The organism is Aquimarina algiphila (assembly GCF_007489275.1).
Classification (GTDB): Bacteria; Bacteroidota; Bacteroidia; order Flavobacteriales; family Flavobacteriaceae; genus Aquimarina; species Aquimarina algiphila.
Map to the genome: position 1 here is coordinate 1 of NZ_VLNR01000018.1, position 22,896 is coordinate 22,896.

The window sequence follows — 22,896 nt, forward strand, 5'->3', positions numbered from 1 at the left end:
TAGAACCGAAATTAACTCGACTCAATTTACATTGGCACAATTCGAACTGTAAAAAGTGGCACAGTTTGAACTGAAATTACTGGCACTATAGCTCCGAAATCAGTGGCACAAATCAAACCGAATTATCCAACAATCGAACAGCTTAAAAATAAAGAAAAGCAAGTTCTAAACAAACAATCCTTATTCAAAGTATATGGAGGAGGAGGAGCAAAAAGACCAATTTTTGATCTTCCTGGTCCTTCACCTGTATAATAAAAGAAAGATGTATTCTTTAATTAAAAAAGCCATTATACGACGTATAATGGCTTTTATCAGTTTTAAGGTTTTGATTATTATTTTTACATAAAACCATTTCCAAAACGATAACTTAATACAATTCCATGTGTATTATTTATGGGCGTACTTTTTAACGTCTGATTATAATTATATAATACTCTTAAATGATTAGAAACATAGAATCCAGCAAGAAAATTCATTGAAGAATTCGTTCTATATCCTGCTCCAACTTCAATTTTGTTTTTATAATTAACCTTAGTATTAAAATCTGCCTGAGTTGGTGCTCCAGAAACATACTTAATGAGTACACTAGGATTTATCATAACTTCTTCAAAACGGGTTGCAAAAAAACGATATCCGGCATAAGCATAATAGGGACTTTCTATATTTACATTATCTTCTGAGGATAATGAGTCTCCCAATAAATTAGGTGCTGAAACCCCCACGTAAATACGTTCTCTATTGTACAGTATCCCTATCCCTAAAGTGGGTATAATCGTATTAATGTTATTTGCAAAGTTTGGATCATTCTGAATACCTAGTTCTAACAGGTTTTCATCATAGATCATTACTCCTCCTGTTATTCCAAAAGATAATACGTTGGGATTATAAGACCACCATCTAGCACGATTATAATTATGATCAAAAAACAATTTATAAGAATATGCCCCAAAAAGGCTTGTAGCAGTCGTGACTCCAACCTGATCACTATACACACCAGCTCCAAGTCCAACATTTTCTGAACCTAATGGGGAGTTAAATGTTAATCCAATATTTCTTGGACTTCCTTCTATTTGATTTAAGTATCCCCTATTGGTAATTGTAACATCTGCATCTGGATAAAACCCTGCATGTGCTGGATTTATGATCACAGTATTGTAGTTATAGTTTGCAAAAACCGGAGTTTGTTGCCCAAATATTGGACATAAAATCCCTTTTGATAGCATTACAGCTATCAACATTATTATATATTTTGTTTTCATGAATTAACGTTTTAAAACAAGGAATCCTGTTTCTTTTTTCAAATTATGAGCTCCTTCTATTTTTATATCAAAGAAATATGTCCCTTCTGGTAATTTATCCCCTCCTAAACTTCTCTTTCGGTTTGCAATTCCCCTAAAAACTCTTGAAGTATTATTATAACCATCAACTTCAAAAACTAAATCTCCCCATCTATTATATATCAATACTTTGTTATTGGGGTAATTATCGATACCATTAATCTCCCAATATTCATTGATACCATCATCATCAGGAGAAAATCCATATCTTGTTTGGTCCTCTTCTAATGGAGTTACAAATACGGTAACCATATCCTCTGCGGTACACCCATCACTACCAGTAAAAAGCAAAGTATATGTTGTAGTTTCTGTTGGATTAGCTATTGGGTCTGTGATATTTGTGTTACTCAGCCCTCTGGAAGGTGACCAAATCAACGTACCAGGATTTGAAACCATAGCATTTAATTGTATTTCTTGTCCTTCAACGATTTCCTGATCTTCTCCTGCTTCTATAGTACATATTGCAAGGTCATTATCTGTAATAACAACATCTTGGGTTGTAATCGTTCCAAGAGTAATACCTGATGATGGGGTACTAATCGTTAGTGTTGCCGTTTCTGTACCTTCTACAGCAGTATCATCTTCAATAGTAAAAGTTACTGTACCTGTAGTCATACCATCAGCAATAGTAATCGTAGTACCACTTAAAGTAAAATCTGTGCCTGTAATTCCTGTTCCGGTAACATCAAGATCAATAGTTTGATCACCTACTACAGCTACCGTAGAAGTAGCTGTTACCGTGATTACAGTACCCACATCTTCTGTACCCGTATTGGATGAAACCGAAAGGTTTACTGTAGGAATAGGTGCTGAATCATTATCAGTGATAGTAATATCCTGCGTTGTAATTGTTCCAAGGGTAATGCCTGATGAAGGATTGCTAATCGTTAATGTTGCCGTTTCTGTACCTTCTACAAGAGCATCATCTTCAATAGTAAAAGTTACTGTACCTGTAGTCATACCATCAAGAATAGTAATCGTAGTACCACTTAAGGTAAAATCTGTGGCTGTAATTCCGGTTCCCGTAGTAGCAAGATCAATAGTTTGATCACCCACTACAGCTGTCGAAGAAGTAGCTGTAACCGTAATTACTGTACCTGCAGCTTCTGTACCTGTATTTGGTGAAACCGAAAGATTTACTGAAGGGATATCATTATCTGTAATAACAACATCCTGGGTGGTAGTCCCTCCAAGAGTAATACCTGATGATGGGGTACTAATCGTTAGTGTTGCCGTTTCTGTACCTTCTACAACAGCATCATCTTCAATAGTAAAAGTTACTGTACCTGTAGTCATACCATTAGCAATAGTAATCCTAGTACCACTTAAAGTAAAATCTGTGGCTGTAATTCCGGTTCCTGTAGTAGCAAGATCAATAGTTTGATCACCCACTACAGCTGTCGAAGAAGTAGCTGTTACCGTGATTACAGTACCCGCATCTTCTGTACCTGTATTGGATGAAACCGAAAGATTTACTGTAGGAATAGGTGCTGAATCATTATCTGTGATATCAACATCCTGAGTGGTAGTCCCTCCAAGAGTAATACCTGATGAAGGATTGCTAATCGTGAGTGTGGCCGTTTCTGTGCTTTCTACAAGAGCATCATCCTCAATAGTAAAAGTTACTATACCTGTAGTCATACCATCAAGAATAGTAATCGTAGTATTACTTAAAGTAAAATCTGTGCCTGTAATTCCTGTTCCGGTAACAGCAAGATCAATAGTTTGATCACCCACTACAGCAGACGAAGAAGTAGCTGTTACCGTGATTACAGTACCCGCATCTTCTGTACCCGTATTGGATGAAATCGAAAGGTTTACTGTAGGAATAGGTACTGAATCATTATCTGTGATATCAACATCCTGGGTGGTAGTCCCTCCAAGAGTAATCCCTGAGGATGGATCACTAATCGTGAGTGTGGCCGTTTCTGTGCCTTCTACAGCAGTATCATCTTCAATAGTAAAAGTTACTGTACCTGTAGTCATACCATCAAGAATAGTAATCGTAGTATTACTTAAAGTAAAATCTGTGCCTGTAATTCCAGTTCCTGCCACAGCAAGATCAATAGTTTGATCACCCACTACAGCAGACGAAGAAGTAGCTGTTACCGTGATTACAGTACCCGCATCTTCTGTACCTGTATCTGATGAAACTGAAAGGTCTACTGTAGGCGTAGGTGTTCTAACTTCAAAAGTACATTGATCCTCTTTCCCACTATTATCAGTTACCGTAATGGTAACCGTAGTATTTGCTGTAAATCTAGTTCCTGCTTCTGGGCTTTGTGTAATCTCAAGATTGGTATCACAATCATCTGTAGCTCTAACAGAACTTGTATAATCAGGTAAGTTCGATCCAGAACTTAAAGTTTGATCACTTAGACAGTCGGTAATCTCTGGCGCATCGATATCTGGGATATCCTGACCAAAAATCACATATGCAAAACCTGGATCTGTATTCACTACGAAGTTAAAACTACTGCCTCTATATTGTCCAATAATAATATCATCAATACCATCATCATTAACATCTCCCGCATGTGATGCGGATCCATTAAAATTACTATTTCGTAAATTTATCCTTAATCTATTATCTGTTACTCCGGAACCTGTCGGAATTATATCTTCCTAAGTTTCTTTTCCATAGATAACGTAATAAGAACTAGAACGTCCAAAAATTAAATCATCATAACCATCGTTATTAAAATCACCGGCGTAATTAAGATTGGATACATTGCTAGAAAATGAAAAACCATTGGTTCCATCTAGGTTTACCAAATCAAATATTGATGGAAAGGCATTTCTCCCAAATAAAACATATCGTCCTCCAAAAGTAACATCATTAAATCCATCGTTATTGATATCCCCTGCTTTACTGACCTCTAGAGACAAGGATTCTAAAGAATGTTCGACTGCAAAACCATTGATGCCATCTAATTCATCAACATTAAGAGTCGCTGGAAAACTAGAACCTCTTGGTCTTCCAAAAACTACAAACTTTCGCGCTTTATTTCCTCCAATGGTTATATCATCTATAGCATCTCCATTTATATCCCCCAAACCAGCTACATAATAACCTATTTTACCTGAAGTCCCAACATCTCCAACAATAGTAAAGCCATTACTACCATCAATTTCATTAACTCTAATAATTGCTGGAAAACCCGAACTATTACCATATAAAATATGACATTTTCCAGTTAAACTACTTCCACTGCCTGATCCTTCTGACAGGGCAATATCATCAATCCCATCATTATTGATATCACCAACTGTATCAAGAGCATATCCAGGTCTTTCAAAAGGATCAGCTCCTATTACTGTAAATCCATTAGAACCATTAAGTGTGGAAAGATTAAATTCTAAAGGAAAACCAGTAGCCCTTCCAAAAATTATATAGTTATATCCAAGTTCTGATCCTAAACTAGTTTTTCGAAAAGGATCACTAACCATAATATCATTAATACCATCGTTATTGATATCTCCTGCACTGCTCGCCGCAAAAGCTGTATTAGGCTGGCTACTATAGGCTGTATCATCTCTAATAATAAATCCATTTGAACCATTAAGCATTTTTAAATTTATATTTGGTGGAAAACCCGAAGCTGTTCCAAAAACAACATATCCACCTCCTATAATATCTATAAAATCTGTACCATAAGGGCCTGCAAAAGAAAGGTCTTCACCTCTTGCTGCTACTATAAAATCATCTATCCCATCTCCGTTAACGTCTCCTAAAGAATTTACATCGGTTCCTGTTCTACTTAGTGCTTTCTCTCCATATAAAATAAGACCATTTGTTCCATTTAAATCATTTACAGAAAAACTTGTAGTATTACAATCTATTTCAGCAGTTGTAGTTTTTAAGCTTACTAAAAATGTACAAGTCTCCATATTACCAGATCTATCAGTTACCGTGATAGTGACATTTGTATCTGAAATGAAAGGTGTTCCTTCGGGAGGATTTTGACTATAAGTCATGTCTGTATTATAAGTACAGTTATCACTCACAGATGGTAAAAAATGAATATAATTAGGCAACACAGCATTTGCATATAGTTCTTGATTGGAAGGGCAACTAATTGTAGGAAGTTCTGAATCATCAAGATCAAAAGTTTCACCATAAAAAACATAAGCTTTTCCATTATTTCTAAATGAAGTTGCCGATCTAATTGCGCCCACAATAAAATCGTTTATTCCATCTGCATTGAAATCCCCGATAGAACTAACTGATTGTCCAAAACGTTGCCTACTAAACCTTTCATCTTCAAAAACCTGATAACCCACATTACCAAAGACCTCCCCAGCATTAATTATATCAGGATTGGAAGAAGAACCAAAAATAACATATGCACCTCCTTGATTACCTGCTCCTCCTCCTGTTGCTGAAACTATTATATCACTTATTCCATCATCATTTATGTCATGCAATCCATCTACTGCATATCCTAAATTATTAAATCCCGAATTTCTTATATAATCAGGTCTTTGGATTCCTCTAATAGTCATACTATTTGCCCCATTCAGATCCGAAGAGTTAAAAGTAGAAGGAAAAGAACCTCTTCCATAAATAACGTAAGCCTCTCCAATATCTCTAATAGTGTTAACATCTTTTCTTGGAGCCCCTACAATAAAATCATTTATTCCATCATTATTAAAATCTTCTGCAGCACCTACAGAAAAACCTAATGCTGTATTAGCCTCTTCACCAAGAATTGAAAAACCATTGCTTCCATCTAATGACAACAAATTTAGAGACGCTGAAAAACCAATACTATTGCCATAAATAACACAAACTCGTCCCGTAGATAGGTTACTCCCCTCATCATATCCCGGAAACCCCAAAATAATATCATCAATTCCATCGTTATCAATATCTCCGGCATCGCTTACTTTTGATTGACTCCCTGAATCATTCTGAGGAAAACCATTTATTACAAAGCCATTATTACCGTCCAGTGCAGATACGTCTATATTAGTAATTGTTGAACTCCCAAAAATCACATAAGTCCTTCCATTATTTCTAAAACCAGAACCATCATATAGCGGAGCGTTTATGGTAACATCGTCCACCCCATCATCATTAACATCTCCAGCAAAACTAACTGATTCACCAAAATTATCACTACCTTCTCCGCTAATAATAATGCCGTTTCCAGCATTAATATCTGAAATTGTATATAATGAAGAAAAAACCGTATTAGTTCCAAAAATCACTATGGTATTCCCCACATTAGGAAAAGAACTACTTCCAATAATAATATCATCAACCCCATCATCATTAAAATCCCCTGCTGTACTTACTGACGTTCCTAATCTATCATTTTGATTTGTTCCTCTTATTATAAAACCATTTGTCCCATTTAATGATGTAATGTCAAAAGAAGTTGAAGATACTCCTGACCCTCCAAATATAACATATGCTTCTCCTACATCCTCTATGCTTCCAGAATCTACAAATGGAGCTCCAATAATAATATCTGAAATTCCATCTCCATTAACATCTCCAGCATCTTTAACGGAATACCCCAAATCATCTTGTTCATTCTCTCCTTCTACGACAAAACTATTTGTTTCATCTATTCCTGATATTGGAACCTCTGGGCATCCTTGTCCAAAAGATATGGACGCATTAAAAATTAGTATTAAACCGACTAAATTAAGTTTCAATTTTGTTGTAAACACGTTTTTACTAGTATTTCCCATAACCAATTTTGGTGTTTTTAGTTTTACACAACAAAATTATTTATGATCCAATACATACCAATCACCATAAATGGGGTTTTACCATAATATACACCCCCCTGTTTTCAGGGGTTTTTTAATTTCAAAACAAAACACCTCTTCAATTCTTACATTAATTACTACTTTCTTTTATAGATCATACTCAAAATCATTTAATACTTAAAAAAACAATTTATTTAGAATAAAACTATTCATGATTATCAGTATTAGTAGAATTTAAAATTAGATACCTATTCAACATACCCCCCTGTTTTCAGGGTATTGTTTTTCACTAGAAAAGGTGTTTTCCTCACCATGCTTCTATCTCATCTTTGTACTGTGATTTTTTAGTCTCTATATCACATCTTGATATATACAGATAATAGATATAGAGGCATTTTAAAAAACATATAAAGTAAAAAACAAGTACTAACCCTTAAAAACTAAAATTATGACTTGGGGAATCACTTTAATTCTATTGAGTATTATAGCAGTACCATCATTATTGCTATCTAAAAAACCAAATGCAAAAGAGCTATTAGAAAAAATCGAACCTTATCAAGGCTGGATCGGACTTGTATTCTGTTTCTGGGGAGTGTGGGGAATTATCTCTGCAGTTCTTAACCTGGGATGGCTTACAACATATCCTATCTGGTGGATAACGCTATTAGCTGGAAACATTATCGAAGCTATTTTAGGATTCATGTTAGGTTTTGGTCTAATCAATAAACTCTTTTTATCCAAAAACGAGGCAGCTAAAGAAAAAGCTAATCAGCTTAGAGAAAAATTAGCTCCAAAACAAGGTAAACTAGGAATCTTAGGAATCATAGTTGGTTGTTGGATGATCGTTGCTTCTTTCTTATTCTTTATATAATTGAAAGTAACCAAAATTAAAATTCTAGAATAACAAGTATCTAAACCTATAAAGTAATACATCATGATCATATTCGGAACAGGTTCTTCTACAATACAACCTAAACAATTAGAAGGAGGAAGTTGCCCGCATTGTAATACACAAAATAATATGTGGATACAAGGGTATAAAAAATACTTCCACGTATTTTGGATACCATTCTTTCCTATCGGAAAAAAAGTATACACCGTCTGTGGTCATTGTAAAGGTGCTTTTGAAAAAAGAGAAATTCAAAACCAAGAGTTGATAACAAGTTTTACTGATTTCAAAAATAACCACATCAAAACTCCTTGGTATCACTTTATAGGCTTGATCATTTTTGCAGCAGCCGTTATGCTAATTGCCATACTACCTCTACTGGGTAAATAAAAATAAGTGTATCAAAATCTTTTTATCATGAAAAAACTCGTTTTTATACTACTATTAGCTATTACACCAAGTATAGCACAAGAAAATGGTAAAACATTAACCGTAGTTGGAGAAGCTAATAAGCAAGTAGAAGTTAGCAGTTATTTTCTCACTATTTCATTAAAACAAATCGTTGCAGATGGGTACCAGCAGCTAGAACCCAAAAGTTTGGCAGAGGTACAACAAATGTATAGTGACAAATTAAAAGCTATAGGTGTTGATTTTAGCAAATACAGCAAAAATATTCTTTATCAATTGTATGCATCTTACTCAGAAGTAAATGATGTTGCATACTACAATTACACCTCAACTTCTGAAGAAGAGATAATGAAAATTATCAAACAGAAAATGAACGGTTTAACTGTAGTACAAGTACAAGCAGATGCAAAGGAAAAAACAAATAAAGAATGGGCTAACTTAACCCTTACTGCTGTAGAAGATGCTAAAACAAAGGCGCAAAAAGCAGCCGAAGGACTTGGTAAAAAATTAGGTGAAATCACAAAGGTTGTGAATTCTGACACCAAAGCACAATACATAAACATGTACAAACCAGACGAAATTCAAAAACATCTTGTAACGGTAACCTTTACTATAGAGTAAAAAACTTTTAAACACATTTAATAAATCATAAAAACCAAAAAATGAAAACAAAAATTCTAATTGTAGCAGCAATACTAGCTTTTGGAAGCACTTTTAACGCTAATGCACAAAAACTAAAGAAATTTGGTAGTTCTATTGAAAAAAAGATTGGTCCTAAAACTATAAAAGTACCATATACAGATGTCGTATCCTATATGGGATATGCTGCTCCTGGAAATGAAGATGAAGTAAAAGACGGAAAGAAATTTTATTACATCTATGTTTGGATACCTGCTGTTGCTCCAGAACTAGGAGTAAGAATGATGTCTCCTGTTGGTAAAACCAAAATCAAAAAGGCTACAAAATCTGCAGCATATACAGAAAATGCTGGTTCTAGTGATTATTTTGATACTTACATTACTCTAGAACGTTCTGATATTATAAGTAAAGATAACATTAGCGAAGAGGCTGCAAAAGCTGCTAACTGGGTAACCCTGGAACGTAATGACGATAGTGGTGAAATGCCTAAGCAACCAAGCGGAAGAGGATACAACTCATTATTAAGATATAAAAGTGAAGTAAGCGATCCTCTTAAAGCATTAACTGTTGGATTATACCGTATTGGTTTTACAACCTATAAGACTGGTGAAGTAAAAGGTACATTCTTAGCTGAAGTTGCAGCTCCGATAAAACTTCCTGGAGTAGTTATGGCAAAGACTATTGCAGACTTAAAAAAAGGGTTATAATATAAAATTGGAATATTAATCCCAATGGTTATTCCTATATTTTTTAATACAAAAATATGGGGATAACCACTTTTGTCAAATTCTTTTTTTTCTAAAACCCACGATTCGAAATGCAAGAAAACGATAACGAAAAACCAAAAAAAGAAAAAAATCTTTTGGATGATATTCTAGCCAATGCAATCTCTTCTACCAAAAAATATGAAGAAACAAATGCTGGTCTGGAAACTAAGAAATGTAAAGGTTGCGGAGCAGCCAGGCCTGATGATACAGATCTTCAGTATTGTGATTTCTGCGGAGGTCAATTCTATTAAAATACAACTAACAACTCCTTACAACTATGTCTTTCATTGAAACACAAAATAGATGGGATGGTTTTCTCAAAAAAATTAAAGAACGATTTCAAGAAGTACTAGAAAAAACCGAAGCTGCATTACCTGTATTATTCGAAGCTACAGATTTTGAGACCACTACTTTTAGTAATGCCTGGCAAGGAATTTATTCTCAAGCTAGTGATTTGATTTATAAAATAGATGATACCTGGGATGAAAAAGTTGAAGAAGCTTTTGAAAATGCAGGTGTCGATTTTGGTTCAGATCAATTTAATAAAGAAAGAGACAAAGGGTTCAACACCAGATTTGATTTGGAACAAAAACTAAAATCATACGAAGTTAAAATTTTTGCAGATGCAGCAAAAAAATTAGTTCAGGAAGTAAAAGATACATTATCCAAAGATTTTTGTTGTACACAATGTCAGGCAAAACTTCCTGTAAAAGATAATTTTTTCAGATCCTATTACAGTACATGCGAGTATTGTCAGACTGTAAACACTTTTGAACCTGGAACCAAAGCTAGAAATATAGAACATTTTGCTGTTCATGCTTTAGGTGAAGAAGCTGCACTAGAACATTATCTACACCACGAGGAGCTTAAGTTTCAAAATTATCTTAAAAGTAAAGAGATCTACAAAAAAGAAGAATTAGATGCTATATATCAAAAATATGTAGAGACTTATCTTAAAAAAAGAATTGAAATTATCCCAGATTATAAAGATCGCTACGAAAAAGATTTTAAAGCTAAAACAGCATTTTTAACTAACTATTAGTAATTCTAAAAAGGAACAGCTATGTCAAATTCATTTAGTAATCAATTACGTTCGGTAATCGAATGGCAAGATCCAAAACCTGAAACTCTTTTTGAAAAATGGACAGAAGACGGAGATGAAATAAAAAACGCATCAAAGTTGATTGTAGGTCCAGGGCAAGGGTGTCTTTTTGTATACGAAGGAAAAGTGGAAGGCTTTTTTGAAGAAGAGGGCCTATATGACCTTAAAACAGGAAATATTCCTTTTTGGACAACGATCAAAAACATTATGTACAAGTTTGAATCTGCTCATAAAGTAGGTATCTTCTTTTACAGAAAGGCTGAAATGCAAAATATACGTTGGGGAACTCCTTCTCCAATTACATATAAAGATCCTGTTTATAATTTTCCTGTGGGACTTGGCGCCTTTGGAAATTTCTCTTTTAAAATCACAAAACCTGTTGATTTTTTTAGAAATGTGATTGCTGGTGATGATTATTATCCTGTAAAGGCCATACAAAAAGTTATCTTATCCAGAATTACTCAGCCAATAAGTGATTTTCTTGCCAATGCTTCTTTTAGTTATACAGAAATTGATAAACATCGTAATGAAATTGCATCATTTTCTAAGAATTCATGCACTCAGATTTTTGACGAGCTTGGATTTGAATTGCTTGATTTTAGAATAGAAGGCACCAGTTTTGACGAAGAAACCAAAACGAGAATAGGAAGAATTGCAGATATGAGTGCAGAAGCTCAAGCAATGAAAGAGCTAGGCGTTAGTTATCAAGATTATCAACAACTTGAAGCCTTAAAAAATATGGCAAAAAATGAAGGAGGAGGTAACATTGGTATGCAAATGGGAGCTGGATTAGGAATGGGGCAAATGTTAGGGAACATGATGAATAATCAGAATAACCAAAACCAAGGGGGGCAGCAGGCTTCGCAACAACAATCTCCACAACAACAAAACACTCCTCCACAAAATGATGATCCAATGCAAAAATTAGAAAAATTAAAAAAAATGTTTGATGCTGGATTTATCGATGAGCAGGAGTACAAACAAAAAAAACAAGAAATATTATCTCAATTTTAATACAAAATCAATCTTAAAAATTAAAGACTATGAGCACTATAAATGAATTATATCAAAATGTTTCAGGAAAAAACAAAGATGAATATAGAGACTATTTATTAGTACTAGATCGCATGGATTGGCATAGTTATGATTATACTACATGGCCATGTGCAGATCTTTCTTTTCAGGACCTTGATACTAACGAGAACTATGATGTCTGGCCATTTAAACCAAATTTAAACGAGCCTCATTGGGTTGACCTTAATAATCAATTTCCTTCTGGCATAAGAAGGTACGGATATGTAAATAAATTTGTAATGCCTGAGCAAGTTCGTGAACTTTCTCATGATGATGCTACAGATATACTAAACGATATTAAAGACCTCAAAGACAATAATGCAGAAGAGTTTAATGATCAAATCAATGAATATGGATTCTCTGATGAAAAACATTTTTTATGGGGAATAGCTTTATTAGATGATGCAGAAGAGAAAGCATATGATGCTGCAGATGATTTCTTAAAAGAACAAAAAGCTAAATTAGATGCTCAAATGGATGCTCATGTAGAAGCGGCAGAAGCAGGTGGTTTATTAGATCCCATTTCGGGAATTGATATGGAAACCTGGGCTGCTGCTAATGCGAAGATTGCAGGAGGTATGGATCTAGAAGAAGTACTAAAAGTAGTTGGAACCGAAAAACCAATCTGGGATGAAGTCTCTGCAGAGTGGACGGCAAGAATGTCCCAAGATACTACATTTGCAATATCAAAGGTGTATGGTGATGCATTTATGAATTCAAATATTGGAAAATTTGCAAGTGAAGAAACTAATCAAGGTTCAGCATCAAGCAGCTCTAATGGTAGTGGTGGTTTAAATGAAGTAATGGAAGATTTTGAGCTATATATCAAAATTATGTGTCATCAAAACATGGGAGCTACACAAGGAAAAGATGCTGCTTCAATTTTACAAGAATATGGGCTTACAGTTACCGATTGGAGTTCTGTAGGGGCGCACTGGTCTCCAAAAATGGCTACAGATACACGTATGGCACTCCAAATGGGTGAACTTATGGAGAAATACAATGCAGAATTTGCATCGGCAAAAGCAGGTGATGATATAGATTTCTAAAATCAATTTAAAAGATGACCCGGGGTTTGTTGAATCCCCATAACACTACACTACGAATACTGTGAAACCGGGTCATCTTGTTCTATACATCAAAAACAAATTACAAACACACATTAAACTTTTGAGAAACATCGATGCAAATCACTGAAAATCAAAATCTTAAATTGATTAAAAATATAATATTTCATTATGAGTATCATTCTCGTTAGAAAAGTTCATATTTGCGTAAATAATTATTTCAATATATTTAACAAAATATTAAATAGAAATAATGCGTGTGTCTAACCAACTAATCATTAATAACTATAACTAAATCAATTATTATGAAAACAAAAATCTTAATTCTACTAGCCATCTTTGCTTTGGGAACATCTGTCGAAACTCAAGCTCAAAAACTTGGTAAATTTGGTGGTTTAACTGAAAAAAAAATAGGTCCTAAAACTATAAAAGTACCATATACTGATATTGTATCTTACATGGGATATGCAGCTCCTGGTAACGAAGATGAAGTAAAAGATGGGAAGAAATTTTATTATATCTATGTATGGATACCTGCTGTAGCACCAGAACTAGGAGTAAGAATGATGTCTCCTGTAGGTAAAACTAAAGTAAAGGGAGCTACTTCATCTGCTGCGTATACAGAAAATGCTGGATCTAAAGATTTCTTTGATACATATATTACATTAGAGCGTTCTGATATTATTAGTAAAGATAATATTACAGAAGAAGGTGCAAAAAATGCAAATTGGACTATCTTAGAACGTAATGATGATAGTAGTGAAATGCCAAAACAACCTAGTGGAAGTAAATACAACTCACTATTAAGATATAAAAGTGAAGTAAGTGATCCTCTTAAAGCATTAACTGTTGGGTTATACCGTATTGGTTTTACTACATACAAAACTGGTGAAGTAAAAGGTACATTTTTAGCACAAGTTGCAGCTCCAATAAAATTACCTGGAGTAGTAATGGCTAAAACTATTGAAGATTTAAAAAAAGGACTATAATAAGTTCTAAATAACAGACACACGATAAATACAATCTCCCTATGTTTTCTATAAAAGAAAATATAGGGAGATTTGTTTTGTAATAATATTTACAAAGGTAACCTGGCTTTCATCTTTTCGACAATATTAAATGCTGCAGGACATATAGCCACATTCTTTAGTGTTAAATTGGATATTTGCTGAAATTTTTTACGATCTGTATGAGGATATTCACGGCAAGCTTTTGGCCTTACTTCATAAATACTACAATAATTATCTGCTCCAAGAAAAGTACAAGGCGTTCCTTGTAAAATCAAATCTCCATCCTCATCTATTTGCAAGTATTGTTCTTCAAATTGCCTGGGTTTCATCTTTAAGAATTTTGCAATTCGTTCTACATCTTTATCTGTAAACAATGGCCCGGTAGTTTTACAACAATTTCCGCAAGATAAACAGTCGGTAACACTAAACTCTTCGTCGTGCAAATCCTGCATGATATGATCCAACTTTTTGGGCGGTTTTTTTTTAAGTTTAGCAAAGAACTTTTTATTCTCGTTATGTTTATCTTTGGCCAGTCGTGGTAATTGATCTATAAATTCTTGCATACTGCAAAAATAAGATTTTTAAGTACTAATCATAACCACCAAAATTATAAACCCAAAAAGGATGAATACAGATGTCTTTGGAAAAGCTATCAAAGATTTTTATAATAAGGAATATACAGAAGATATTGTCGTGAAAGCTGATGATTTTGATGATGATCATATACCTATACCCTATCTTTTCAGATCTTATCCAGAAATGCCTAAAATAGAACAAAAAGCATTAGATATTTCTTACGGAAAAGTACTTGATGTCGGATGCGGTGCAGGTAGTCATAGTCTATTTCTTCAGGACAAAAAAAAACTCGATGTGACTGCAATTGATATTTCGGAAGGTGCCATAGAAATCTGTAAAAAAAGAGGGATCCAAAATGCGCTGACTCAGGATATTTTTCAATATAATCACACATCATTTGACACTATACTATTCTTAATGAATGGGAGTGGCATTATAGGTACTTTGAGTAATATTGATATGTTCTTCACACATATAAAAAGACTCTTAATTCCTGGTGGGCAAATTCTTATGGATTCTTCAGACATTTCATATCTTTTTCAAGATGATGATGGGGGTTTTTGGGTAGATGCATCTGCTGGATATTATGGCGAAATGAGGTACTCATTACAATATAAAAATCAAGAATCAGAAAAATTTGACTGGTTATATATTGACTATAATACATTACAAAATGCAGCTAATACTAATGGTTTTTTAACCGAATTGTTATTTGAAGGAGAAAACAACGACTACTTAGCCAGACTTACTTTAGCAATTTAAAAAAATACTTCTTATACTAAAATTGATGGTACAATCTTTGTGGCACAGAAGTACATACAAAAACAATGTTAAAGTAAAAATAAGATACTGTGTAAATTCGTTTATTTACCAACACTAACTAATCCTTAAAAATACTCCTGTGCAAATAACAAAATTTTTAACCTACTTATTGATCTCTTCATTTATTCTCATTGGGTGTTCTAATGATGATGATAATACTCCTTCAACTAATGCCTTACAGGTAAACAATAAACAACCACTTGGTAGCTCTGCGAATGACCTTCTAAGCGCTACAAATTTTACCAGTATCACTATAGAAATGGTATCTGTACAAGGGTTTGAACCATCAGCTACTGCTGTAAATGGATTTAGAGATTTTTTGCAGGAAAGATTATTTAAGCCCGATGGAATTACCATTACTCAACGTTCTGTTCCTTCTTCTGGTAAAGCTCCTTTTACTATCGAAGAAATTGCAGAAATAGAAAATGATACCAGAACACTATTCAATGAAGATGGTAATATCACTGTATATGTATATTTTGCAGATGGAAGTAGAGAAGATGACACAACTGAACAAGTAACTTTGGGTTCTGCTTATCTCAACACTTCTATGGTTATTTATCAAGGTACATTGCTGGCATTAAACGCAAGGCCTAACTCCCCTGCTCTTAGCACAGTAGAAATTGCTACACTTAATCATGAATTTGCTCACCTAATGGGATTAGTCGACCTAGGAAGTCCTTTACAATCCCAACATGAAGATGAAGAAGCTGAAGGTCACTGTAATGTTTCTAATTGTCTAATGGAAGCGGCTATACAATTTGGCAGTGGTATGATGGGTATGGGAGATGTAATTCCAGAACTGGACCCTCAATGCATTGCAGATTTACAAGCTAACGGTGGAAGATAAAATGAATATAACTAAATCATTCGTATACACCTTTTGTACAGACAATTAAGAACCACTTAAAAATGACAACAAAGTATTTCTATAGGTTAAACTTATAGGAATATGCGTTTTTTTAATTTCTACATACTCTTTTGTATATGTTTTTATTTTTCTGGTATTTACGATATAGGATTTATGTATACGCATAAAAGATTGTGATGGTAACCTTAATATAAGATCGCTCATTTTTTCATACACAACCAATGTATCTTCTATAGTATGAATTTTTACATAGTTACTTAAACCTTCGATATAAAGTAATTCTGAAAAATTGACTTTTACCATTTTTTTATCAGCTTTGATAAAAATATGATCTACAACAGGAGGAATAACAATATTAGAAAATTGAGGTGTCATTTTCTGAATCGCTTTTAGAAAACGGTCAAAAGAAAAAGGTTTTAATAAATAATCAACAGCACTAAGATCAAATCCCTCTAAAGCAAATTCTCGATGTGCAGTAGTAAAAACTATTTTGACTTTATTTTCTATAATTTTTGCTAGGTTCAAACCAGAAAGTTTAGGCATTTCTATATCCAGAAAAACCAGGTCTACTGGATTATTCTGAAGATAATTAAGAACCTCCAGGGCATTCTTAAATTCTGCAATTAGTTCTAAGTTTGAAACATCACCGATATACTTTTTTAAAATATTTCTAGCAGTCTGCTCGTCATCTACTATAATACATTGAAGTTTCATCTGTTTATTTTATTAGTCTGAGCCATTTCACAGTTATTTTTCAAACACAATCACATCTTTACACATTAATTTTCAATACAATAGAGTATGATTCATCCTCATCTTCAATTTGCAATTTGTATTGATCATCGTACAAAATATTTAATCTTTTCTTGATATTTTCTAATCCGATACCTCTGGGAGAAGAATCCTCAATAGTTTGATCCGGTTTAGAATTTTTAACCTCATAGATCAATTGACCATCGACAACTTCTAATTTAACAAATATATGGGCAATTCTTGTTTCATTTTTTAAACTATGTTTGAAAGCATTTTCAACAAATGGCACCAAAATCAAAGGAGGTATAGATATCTGATTGATATTTTCTGGGATGGATACTTCTACCGCTACTCTATCGTCGAATCGAGATTTCTCAAGGTCAATAAAATCATTCAATAAATTGATTTCCTTCTCTAAAAGAATAAATTTTTGAGTACTCTCATACAGAGAGAAACTAAGAAAATCAGATAATTTGAGAATTAATTCGGGAGTCTTTTTCGAATTTTCCAGTGACAATCCATAAATGTTATTTAATGTATTAAAAAGAAAATGAGGATTGATCTGCGATTTCAGGTATTTTAACTCTGATTGTAATTTTTCGTTTTCAAGGGTTTTAGCTCGCTTTTGTAGTTCTGCTACCTTCCATATCACAGAAATTCCAATAATGAGAATTAAAGGGGACGCAATAATCATAGAAGTCTGCAGAAATTTATATGGTAGCCACACTCCAAAATCATACAAATCAGAGTAAAATATGGATAGTATCTTGTAATTGGCTAGTCGTTGGATAAACCCTGCAACAATTAATGTTAATAGTGTATATGTAAAATATTTTGCTGTTTTTCCTTGCAATAAAAATCTAGGAAGTAAAACAAAGTAATTAAAATAAACAACAATAAGCCGCATGGGCATATTCATAAGCTCAAAAGCTAATGCTTCTGTATATTTTCCTTTATAACTAGCTTCAACTACAGTAAATATAGCAGTATATATAATCCAAAATCCTATATGAAACCAGATGCTTTTAATTTTCATTGATAACAAAGCTATAGGATTTTAGGATTTGACACTCACTTAAACCTATAATTTATGTAAACCCATAATTTATTTATGTGTAATGAATTTACATAAGTAAAGAGTAAGCACACATCAAAAAAGTGAAGATTTATATAAAATTAATCTTTTCGATTTCTTTATGAAATACATTAGTTATGCTGGAAAACACTTTATGTAATTCGCATTTTTAAAAGAACACCAATGAAGAAGGTTATTTACATCTTATTTTTTGCTGGATTTAGTTTTTCAGGAATCGCTCAAGAACCAATAGAACAATTTAATAAAAGTTTTATAGCTTTTACAATTCCTGAAAAAGATCTGCTACCCGAAAATGTTGCATATGACAGCAATGATGGAACTTTTTATATTGGAAGTACCCGAAAAGGAAAAATTATAAAACGAACAAAAGATGGACTATATCAGGACTTTATACAACCTAAACAAGATGGTTTACATATGATTATTGGGATGAAAGTTGATCCGGTAAGAAAACATCTATGGGTATGTAGTTCTGGAGGAAATAACCTTATTGGATATACCAAAAATGACACGATAGAAGGTCGCCCTTCTGGAATTTTTAAGTACGACCTGACAACCGGGAAACTTATTAAAAAATATTGGGTAGATATCCCTGGAGAAGTTCATTTCTTTAATGATATTACTTTGGATACATCTGGAAATATATATGCTACCCATATGTTTTCTAAACCTAAACTATATACTATACAAAAAGATGAAGGTCGATTAAAAGTCTTATCTGACCTCTCTGAATTAAGATATCCTAATGGAATAACGATTTCTAATGATAATACATATTTGTTTATTGCTTGTACTGAAGGAATTGTCCGTGTACATATCAAAACTGGTAAAAAAGAAATATTACAATGTTTTGAAGGTATTAAAGTAACAGGAGAAAAAAGTGTTGATGGGCTATATTTTTATAAAAACTCTCTAATTGGTATTCAACCTGATGAGAATTCGGTTAGAAAATTAGTACTTAATACAGAACAGAATACAATCATTAAAACGATACTAATAGAATATAATCATCCAATGATGAATAATCCATCAACTGGTGTTTTGATAGAAGATGAGTTGTACTATATCGCAAATGCTCAGTTTGGAAGTTTCAATAAAGATGGATCTCTTTTTCCTATGGAAAAATTATACGAACCTACAATCCTAAAAGTAAAATTGGATGATCAGAATTAATAAAAGAACACTTAAAACCGAAACATAGATAAAGAAAATTAAATAGGCCTCTTTCAAAAACAATCAAAAAACAATCAAAAATCGAACAGACAATCGAATGAGGTCTATTTTTTTTTAATATTTTATGTTGATCAGTATATTATGATTTGCACAACAAATTAATATACTTTCTCCCCTGCCAAATATGTAGTTTTTACTTTTATTTTTGGAATTTGATCTTCTTCGACTTCCATAATGTTATCTTCCAAGATTACAAAATCAGCAAATTTACCTACAGTGATGCTTCCTTTTTCTAGTTCTTCAAAATTACTATATGCCGCCCAAATAGTCATTCCTTTTAAGGTTTCTTCTCTTGTAAGAGCATTTTCTTTTTGAAAACCTCCTTCTGGATATTGTTTTAAATCTTTTCGTGCTACAGCAGCATAAAATGTATAGAAAGGACTTACATGTTCTACAGGGTAATCGGTTCCTAAAGCAACTTTACCCGTTTTTTCAAGTAATTTTTTATACGCATATGCTCCTTTAATACGATCTTCTCCTAATCGCTCATCAGCCCAATACATATCACTGGTAGCATGGGTGGGTTGCACACTCATTACCAAGTTATCATTAAGAATATCAAATTCTTCTGGAGCTACTACCTGAGCATGCTCTACACGCCATCTTCTATCTGATTTATTCTGTAATACTTCATAATATGTTTTCATCACTACTGCATTTGCAGAATCACCAATAGCATGTGTATTCATCTGAAATGGAGATCCTGCTAATCGTTTTGCTAACGTTTTAAAATCAGCATTCCCTATTACCATTGCTCCATGATGGTTTTCTTTATCTGAATATGGCTCTTTTAATGTAGCTCCTCGAGATCCTAATGCTCCATCTGCGTATACCTTAAAAGAAGAAACATTCAGTTTATCTGTTTTATACACTCCTTTTTCTAAATAATAATCTACGTATTCTGGCACATTACTCACCATAGTATACATTCTAATCTTCAACTCATCGTTTTTTTGCAAACTATCAATTAAAGCAATTACTTCTGGGCTTAATCCAGCATCATCTACTGTAGTCAATCCATAACTAAAGTTAATCGCTTCTGCATCCTTTAGTGCTTGTATCTGCTCCTTTATCGTTGGTTGAGGGATAACCGACCTAATCAATCCCATAGGGTTATCAATAAGTACCCCTGTGAGTTTTCCTTCTTTTTGAACAATTTCTCCACCTTCTATCTTTGTATCAATTGTAATTTTGGCAAGATCTAAGGCTTTCTGATTTACAATCATCGCATGACCATCAACCCTTGTAATAGCCACCGGGGTATCAGGAAACAAACTATCTAACTTTTCTTTTGTTGGAAATTCTTTTACCTCCCAATCATTTTGATCCCAACCTCTTCCGGTTATAAATGGCACATTTTTTTCCTTTTGAAATCCAACAATACGATCCAATACTTCCTTATAACTTTTAGTGCCAACTAAGTCAACTTTTTGTTGTTGTAATCCAAGTCCATAAAAATGACAATGAGCATCAATCAATCCTGGCACAATTGTTTTTCCCTTAGCATCCAAAGTATCACCTGCGTCATATCCATTTAACAACTCATCATTACTACCTACATCTAAGAATTTACCATCTTTTATCACAAAGGCTTCAGCTTTTGGGTACGCATCATCTACTGTGTATACATTGGCATTTAGCACAAGTAAATCTACTTTCTCTTTGTGTTGTTGACATGAAACAACAGATAGTGCGATGATAAATAATAAAGGAAATTTTTTCATTCTAGTTGAGTTTAAAGGCCTAAATGTAAATATATCTTAGTAGTGAAGTGGTTAAGATTTTCTTAATATAAGAATTCAAACATCAAATAATTACATCTAGATTATTAAAAAAACTGTCACTTCTGCTTCATAGATTCTAATGTATTGGTAACAAAATTGAAACGAATTCGTCGTAAATATATCTTAACAAATACATTTTCTATGAAATTTAAAATTATAGTAATCGGCTTAACTTTCTTATCATTTTTCTCAAATGCACAAAGCAGTGATGTTACTAATCATAAATTAGAACAAGTCATCGAGGATTTTAGAACCTCAATTATAGAACACAATAATTTCGAAAAATTCTCTAATTTATTTTTACATGATTCTATTACTTGGGCTGCTATTTTTACCAATAAATCAAAAGAAATGGTAGCGAAGAAAATGCCTGATTTTGTTTTTACTTCTAGTGATTACAAAACATTTTATAACAATCTAGCAGATGGATCTGAAGAAAAATTCTATAATATCAAAATGGATGTAAGAGATCAGTTTGCAACGATATCTTTTGATTATACTTTGGCTGTTAATTCTACAATTCAAAACTGGGGTACAGAGTACTGGTCACTCATGCTAGTCAATAATTCCTGGAAAATAACAAGTGTAACCTGGTCTATGAATATAGAAAAAGTAGAAAAATGTCCTTTTGTATCTGAGCATTATTTTAAATTACAATAATACATTTTTGATTTCACCTCATTAAATTTTTATTCCTATCTGACCAATACCCAGCAGTAACAACGGGTATAATTCCAAAAAACACCCCTTAACAAAAAGGGAGGTTATCCCCTAATTTTCAAAAAATATTTGCTTTAGGTTTGTCACTCAATATTAGTATTGGCGCTATCATTTATATCACTATAGAAGAAGAAACTGTAGCGTGATCGTCATAGTGTCTACCCACTTTACTATAAAAACCGTCTTAAGGCGGTTTTTTGTATATCATAATATACTACTATGAATATAAAAAGCACAATTAAAATGTCATAGGTTTTCTTTATTTTGGTTGTCTAATTATCTTTTCAGAAAATAATGTATATCAAGAATAAAGTTGAGTTAGAAGAAATAGGGTATTCGGTTTTAACTAATCTGTATACTGAATCTGAAATTAATAAGATGTCAACATGTATTAAAAACTCTGAACAGAATGGGGATTCTTTCTTAAAAACAAAAGATGTATTTGCCATTAGACAACTTATAAATGTAATTCCTGAACTGAAAACAATTCTTTTCAACAAGAATTTGATTGATTTTTTGCCTGATTCTAGTTATTTTTCGACTAAAGCCATTTATTTTGATAAACCGAAAGAATCCAATTGGTTTGTAGGTTATCATCAAGATTTAAGTATAGCTGTTGATCAGAAAGCAAATCTAAAAGATTACATAAACTGGACTTTTAAAAAAGGGCAATTTGGAGTTCAACCACCAATTAAGATACTACAAGATACCATTACCATAAGAATTCATTTGGACAAAACTGATAAAAACAATGGAGCACTTAAAGTAATTCCTAAATCACATCTACAAGGAATTCATCGATCAAAATCAATTGATTGGAAAAATGAAACCGAACATATTTGCGAAATTGAGAAAGGAGGAGCAATGTTAATGAAACCATTGATATTGCATGCTTCAAATCGGACAACTAATAATAAACAAAGGAGAGTTATTCATTTAGAATTTTGCAATCACGAACTTACTAACCCTCTAAATTGGTTAGAACGCCAAGAAATAAATTTAGGACAATAAATCTTACAATTTT

The 22,896-nt window shown here is 33.1% G+C and carries 22 protein-coding genes; 15 read left to right on the plus strand and 7 right to left on the minus strand.

Annotated elements, in window-relative coordinates; translation table 11 throughout:
• The first annotated feature begins 102 nt into the window (after positions 1–102).
• Positions 103–252 (plus strand): hypothetical protein, encoded by a 150-nt coding sequence (locus FOF46_RS31470; RefSeq protein ID WP_167571790.1) that lies wholly within the window; start codon positions 103–105, stop codon positions 250–252.
• Positions 253–338: 86 nt separating this feature from the next.
• On the opposite strand, the gene FOF46_RS10360 is transcribed toward FOF46_RS31470, so the two are convergent.
• The 3 genes from FOF46_RS10360 to FOF46_RS10370 form a co-directional block, all read right to left on the minus strand.
• The gene (locus tag FOF46_RS10360) at positions 339–1,259 is read right to left on the minus strand and encodes a PorP/SprF family type IX secretion system membrane protein (protein ID WP_143916413.1); all 921 of its coding nucleotides are present in this window, start codon (positions 1,257–1,259) and stop codon (positions 339–341) included.
• A gap of 3 nt (positions 1,260–1,262) precedes the next feature.
• Positions 1,263–3,797, minus strand: a complete 2,535-nt coding sequence (locus tag FOF46_RS10365) for a T9SS type B sorting domain-containing protein (protein WP_143916414.1) — start codon at positions 3,795–3,797, stop codon at positions 1,263–1,265.
• A 165-nt stretch (positions 3,798–3,962) separates the two neighbouring features.
• Positions 3,963–7,040: an HYR domain-containing protein gene (locus FOF46_RS10370; RefSeq protein WP_143916415.1), complete on the minus strand. Its 3,078-nt coding sequence runs from the start codon at positions 7,038–7,040 to the stop codon at positions 3,963–3,965.
• Between the two features lie 469 nt (positions 7,041–7,509).
• On the opposite strand from FOF46_RS10370, the gene FOF46_RS10375 reads away from it, so the two are divergent.
• From FOF46_RS10375 to FOF46_RS10415, 9 genes are all read left to right on the plus strand, one after another.
• Complete coding sequence (locus FOF46_RS10375; protein ID WP_109434842.1) at positions 7,510–7,932, plus strand: hypothetical protein; 423 nt, start codon at positions 7,510–7,512, stop codon at positions 7,930–7,932.
• Positions 7,933–7,995: 63 nt separating this feature from the next.
• Positions 7,996–8,340: a zinc-ribbon domain-containing protein gene (locus FOF46_RS10380; RefSeq protein WP_109434841.1), complete on the plus strand. Its 345-nt coding sequence runs from the start codon at positions 7,996–7,998 to the stop codon at positions 8,338–8,340.
• A gap of 27 nt (positions 8,341–8,367) precedes the next feature.
• A complete protein-coding gene (locus tag FOF46_RS10385; protein ID WP_143916416.1) occupies positions 8,368–8,979 on the plus strand; it encodes an SIMPL domain-containing protein in 612 nt (203 codons plus the stop codon).
• 41 nt (positions 8,980–9,020) lie between these two features.
• A complete protein-coding gene (locus FOF46_RS10390) occupies positions 9,021–9,704 on the plus strand; it encodes a Lipl32 family lipoprotein (protein WP_109434839.1) in 684 nt (227 codons plus the stop codon).
• Positions 9,705–9,814: 110 nt separating this feature from the next.
• Positions 9,815–10,015, plus strand: a complete 201-nt coding sequence (locus tag FOF46_RS10395; protein ID WP_109434838.1) for a hypothetical protein — start codon at positions 9,815–9,817, stop codon at positions 10,013–10,015.
• Between the two features lie 26 nt (positions 10,016–10,041).
• Positions 10,042–10,806, plus strand: coding sequence for a hypothetical protein (locus FOF46_RS10400; protein WP_143916417.1), 765 nt, complete (start codon positions 10,042–10,044; stop codon positions 10,804–10,806).
• A gap of 21 nt (positions 10,807–10,827) precedes the next feature.
• Positions 10,828–11,880 (plus strand): SPFH domain-containing protein, encoded by a 1,053-nt coding sequence (locus tag FOF46_RS10405; protein WP_143916418.1) that lies wholly within the window; start codon positions 10,828–10,830, stop codon positions 11,878–11,880.
• Between the two features lie 29 nt (positions 11,881–11,909).
• Positions 11,910–12,989 (plus strand): DUF6620 family protein, encoded by a 1,080-nt coding sequence (locus FOF46_RS10410; RefSeq protein ID WP_109434835.1) that lies wholly within the window; start codon positions 11,910–11,912, stop codon positions 12,987–12,989.
• Positions 12,990–13,312: 323 nt separating this feature from the next.
• The gene (locus FOF46_RS10415) at positions 13,313–13,996 is read left to right on the plus strand and encodes a Lipl32 family lipoprotein (protein WP_143916419.1); all 684 of its coding nucleotides are present in this window, start codon (positions 13,313–13,315) and stop codon (positions 13,994–13,996) included.
• A gap of 89 nt (positions 13,997–14,085) precedes the next feature.
• Here FOF46_RS10415 and FOF46_RS10420 read toward each other — a convergent pair whose 3' ends face one another.
• Entirely contained in the window at positions 14,086–14,580 is a 495-nt protein-coding gene (locus tag FOF46_RS10420) for a YkgJ family cysteine cluster protein (RefSeq protein WP_109434833.1), read from the minus strand.
• Between the two features lie 61 nt (positions 14,581–14,641).
• On the opposite strand from FOF46_RS10420, the gene FOF46_RS10425 reads away from it, so the two are divergent.
• Together FOF46_RS10425 and FOF46_RS10430 are read left to right on the plus strand one after the other, a co-directional pair.
• A complete protein-coding gene (locus tag FOF46_RS10425) occupies positions 14,642–15,355 on the plus strand; it encodes a class I SAM-dependent methyltransferase (protein WP_143916420.1) in 714 nt (237 codons plus the stop codon).
• Between the two features lie 139 nt (positions 15,356–15,494).
• A complete protein-coding gene (locus FOF46_RS10430; RefSeq protein ID WP_235010910.1) occupies positions 15,495–16,265 on the plus strand; it encodes a hypothetical protein in 771 nt (256 codons plus the stop codon).
• A gap of 45 nt (positions 16,266–16,310) precedes the next feature.
• Here FOF46_RS10430 and FOF46_RS10435 read toward each other — a convergent pair whose 3' ends face one another.
• Both FOF46_RS10435 and FOF46_RS10440 read right to left on the minus strand, forming a co-directional pair.
• Positions 16,311–17,000: a LytR/AlgR family response regulator transcription factor gene (locus FOF46_RS10435; RefSeq protein ID WP_143916421.1), complete on the minus strand. Its 690-nt coding sequence runs from the start codon at positions 16,998–17,000 to the stop codon at positions 16,311–16,313.
• Between the two features lie 58 nt (positions 17,001–17,058).
• Positions 17,059–18,075, minus strand: a complete 1,017-nt coding sequence (locus FOF46_RS10440) for a sensor histidine kinase (RefSeq protein ID WP_143916422.1) — start codon at positions 18,073–18,075, stop codon at positions 17,059–17,061.
• A gap of 222 nt (positions 18,076–18,297) precedes the next feature.
• Between FOF46_RS10440 and FOF46_RS10445 the strand changes: the two genes are divergently transcribed.
• Positions 18,298–19,308, plus strand: coding sequence for an SMP-30/gluconolactonase/LRE family protein (locus FOF46_RS10445; protein ID WP_143916423.1), 1,011 nt, complete (start codon positions 18,298–18,300; stop codon positions 19,306–19,308).
• A gap of 158 nt (positions 19,309–19,466) precedes the next feature.
• On the opposite strand, the gene FOF46_RS10450 is transcribed toward FOF46_RS10445, so the two are convergent.
• Positions 19,467–21,092 carry an amidohydrolase gene (locus FOF46_RS10450; RefSeq protein ID WP_143916424.1) on the minus strand — a complete coding sequence of 542 codons (1,626 nt, stop codon included), beginning with the start codon at positions 21,090–21,092 and terminating at the stop codon, positions 19,467–19,469.
• Between the two features lie 201 nt (positions 21,093–21,293).
• Here FOF46_RS10450 and FOF46_RS10455 point away from each other — a divergent pair, with 201 nt between their 5' ends.
• Together FOF46_RS10455 and FOF46_RS10460 are read left to right on the plus strand one after the other, a co-directional pair.
• On the plus strand, positions 21,294–21,812 hold the full coding sequence (locus FOF46_RS10455; protein WP_143916425.1) for a hypothetical protein: 519 nt from the start codon (positions 21,294–21,296) through the stop codon (positions 21,810–21,812).
• Positions 21,813–22,166: 354 nt separating this feature from the next.
• Complete coding sequence (locus tag FOF46_RS10460; RefSeq protein WP_167571791.1) at positions 22,167–22,883, plus strand: phytanoyl-CoA dioxygenase family protein; 717 nt, start codon at positions 22,167–22,169, stop codon at positions 22,881–22,883.
• Positions 22,884–22,896: the final 13 nt, after the last annotated feature.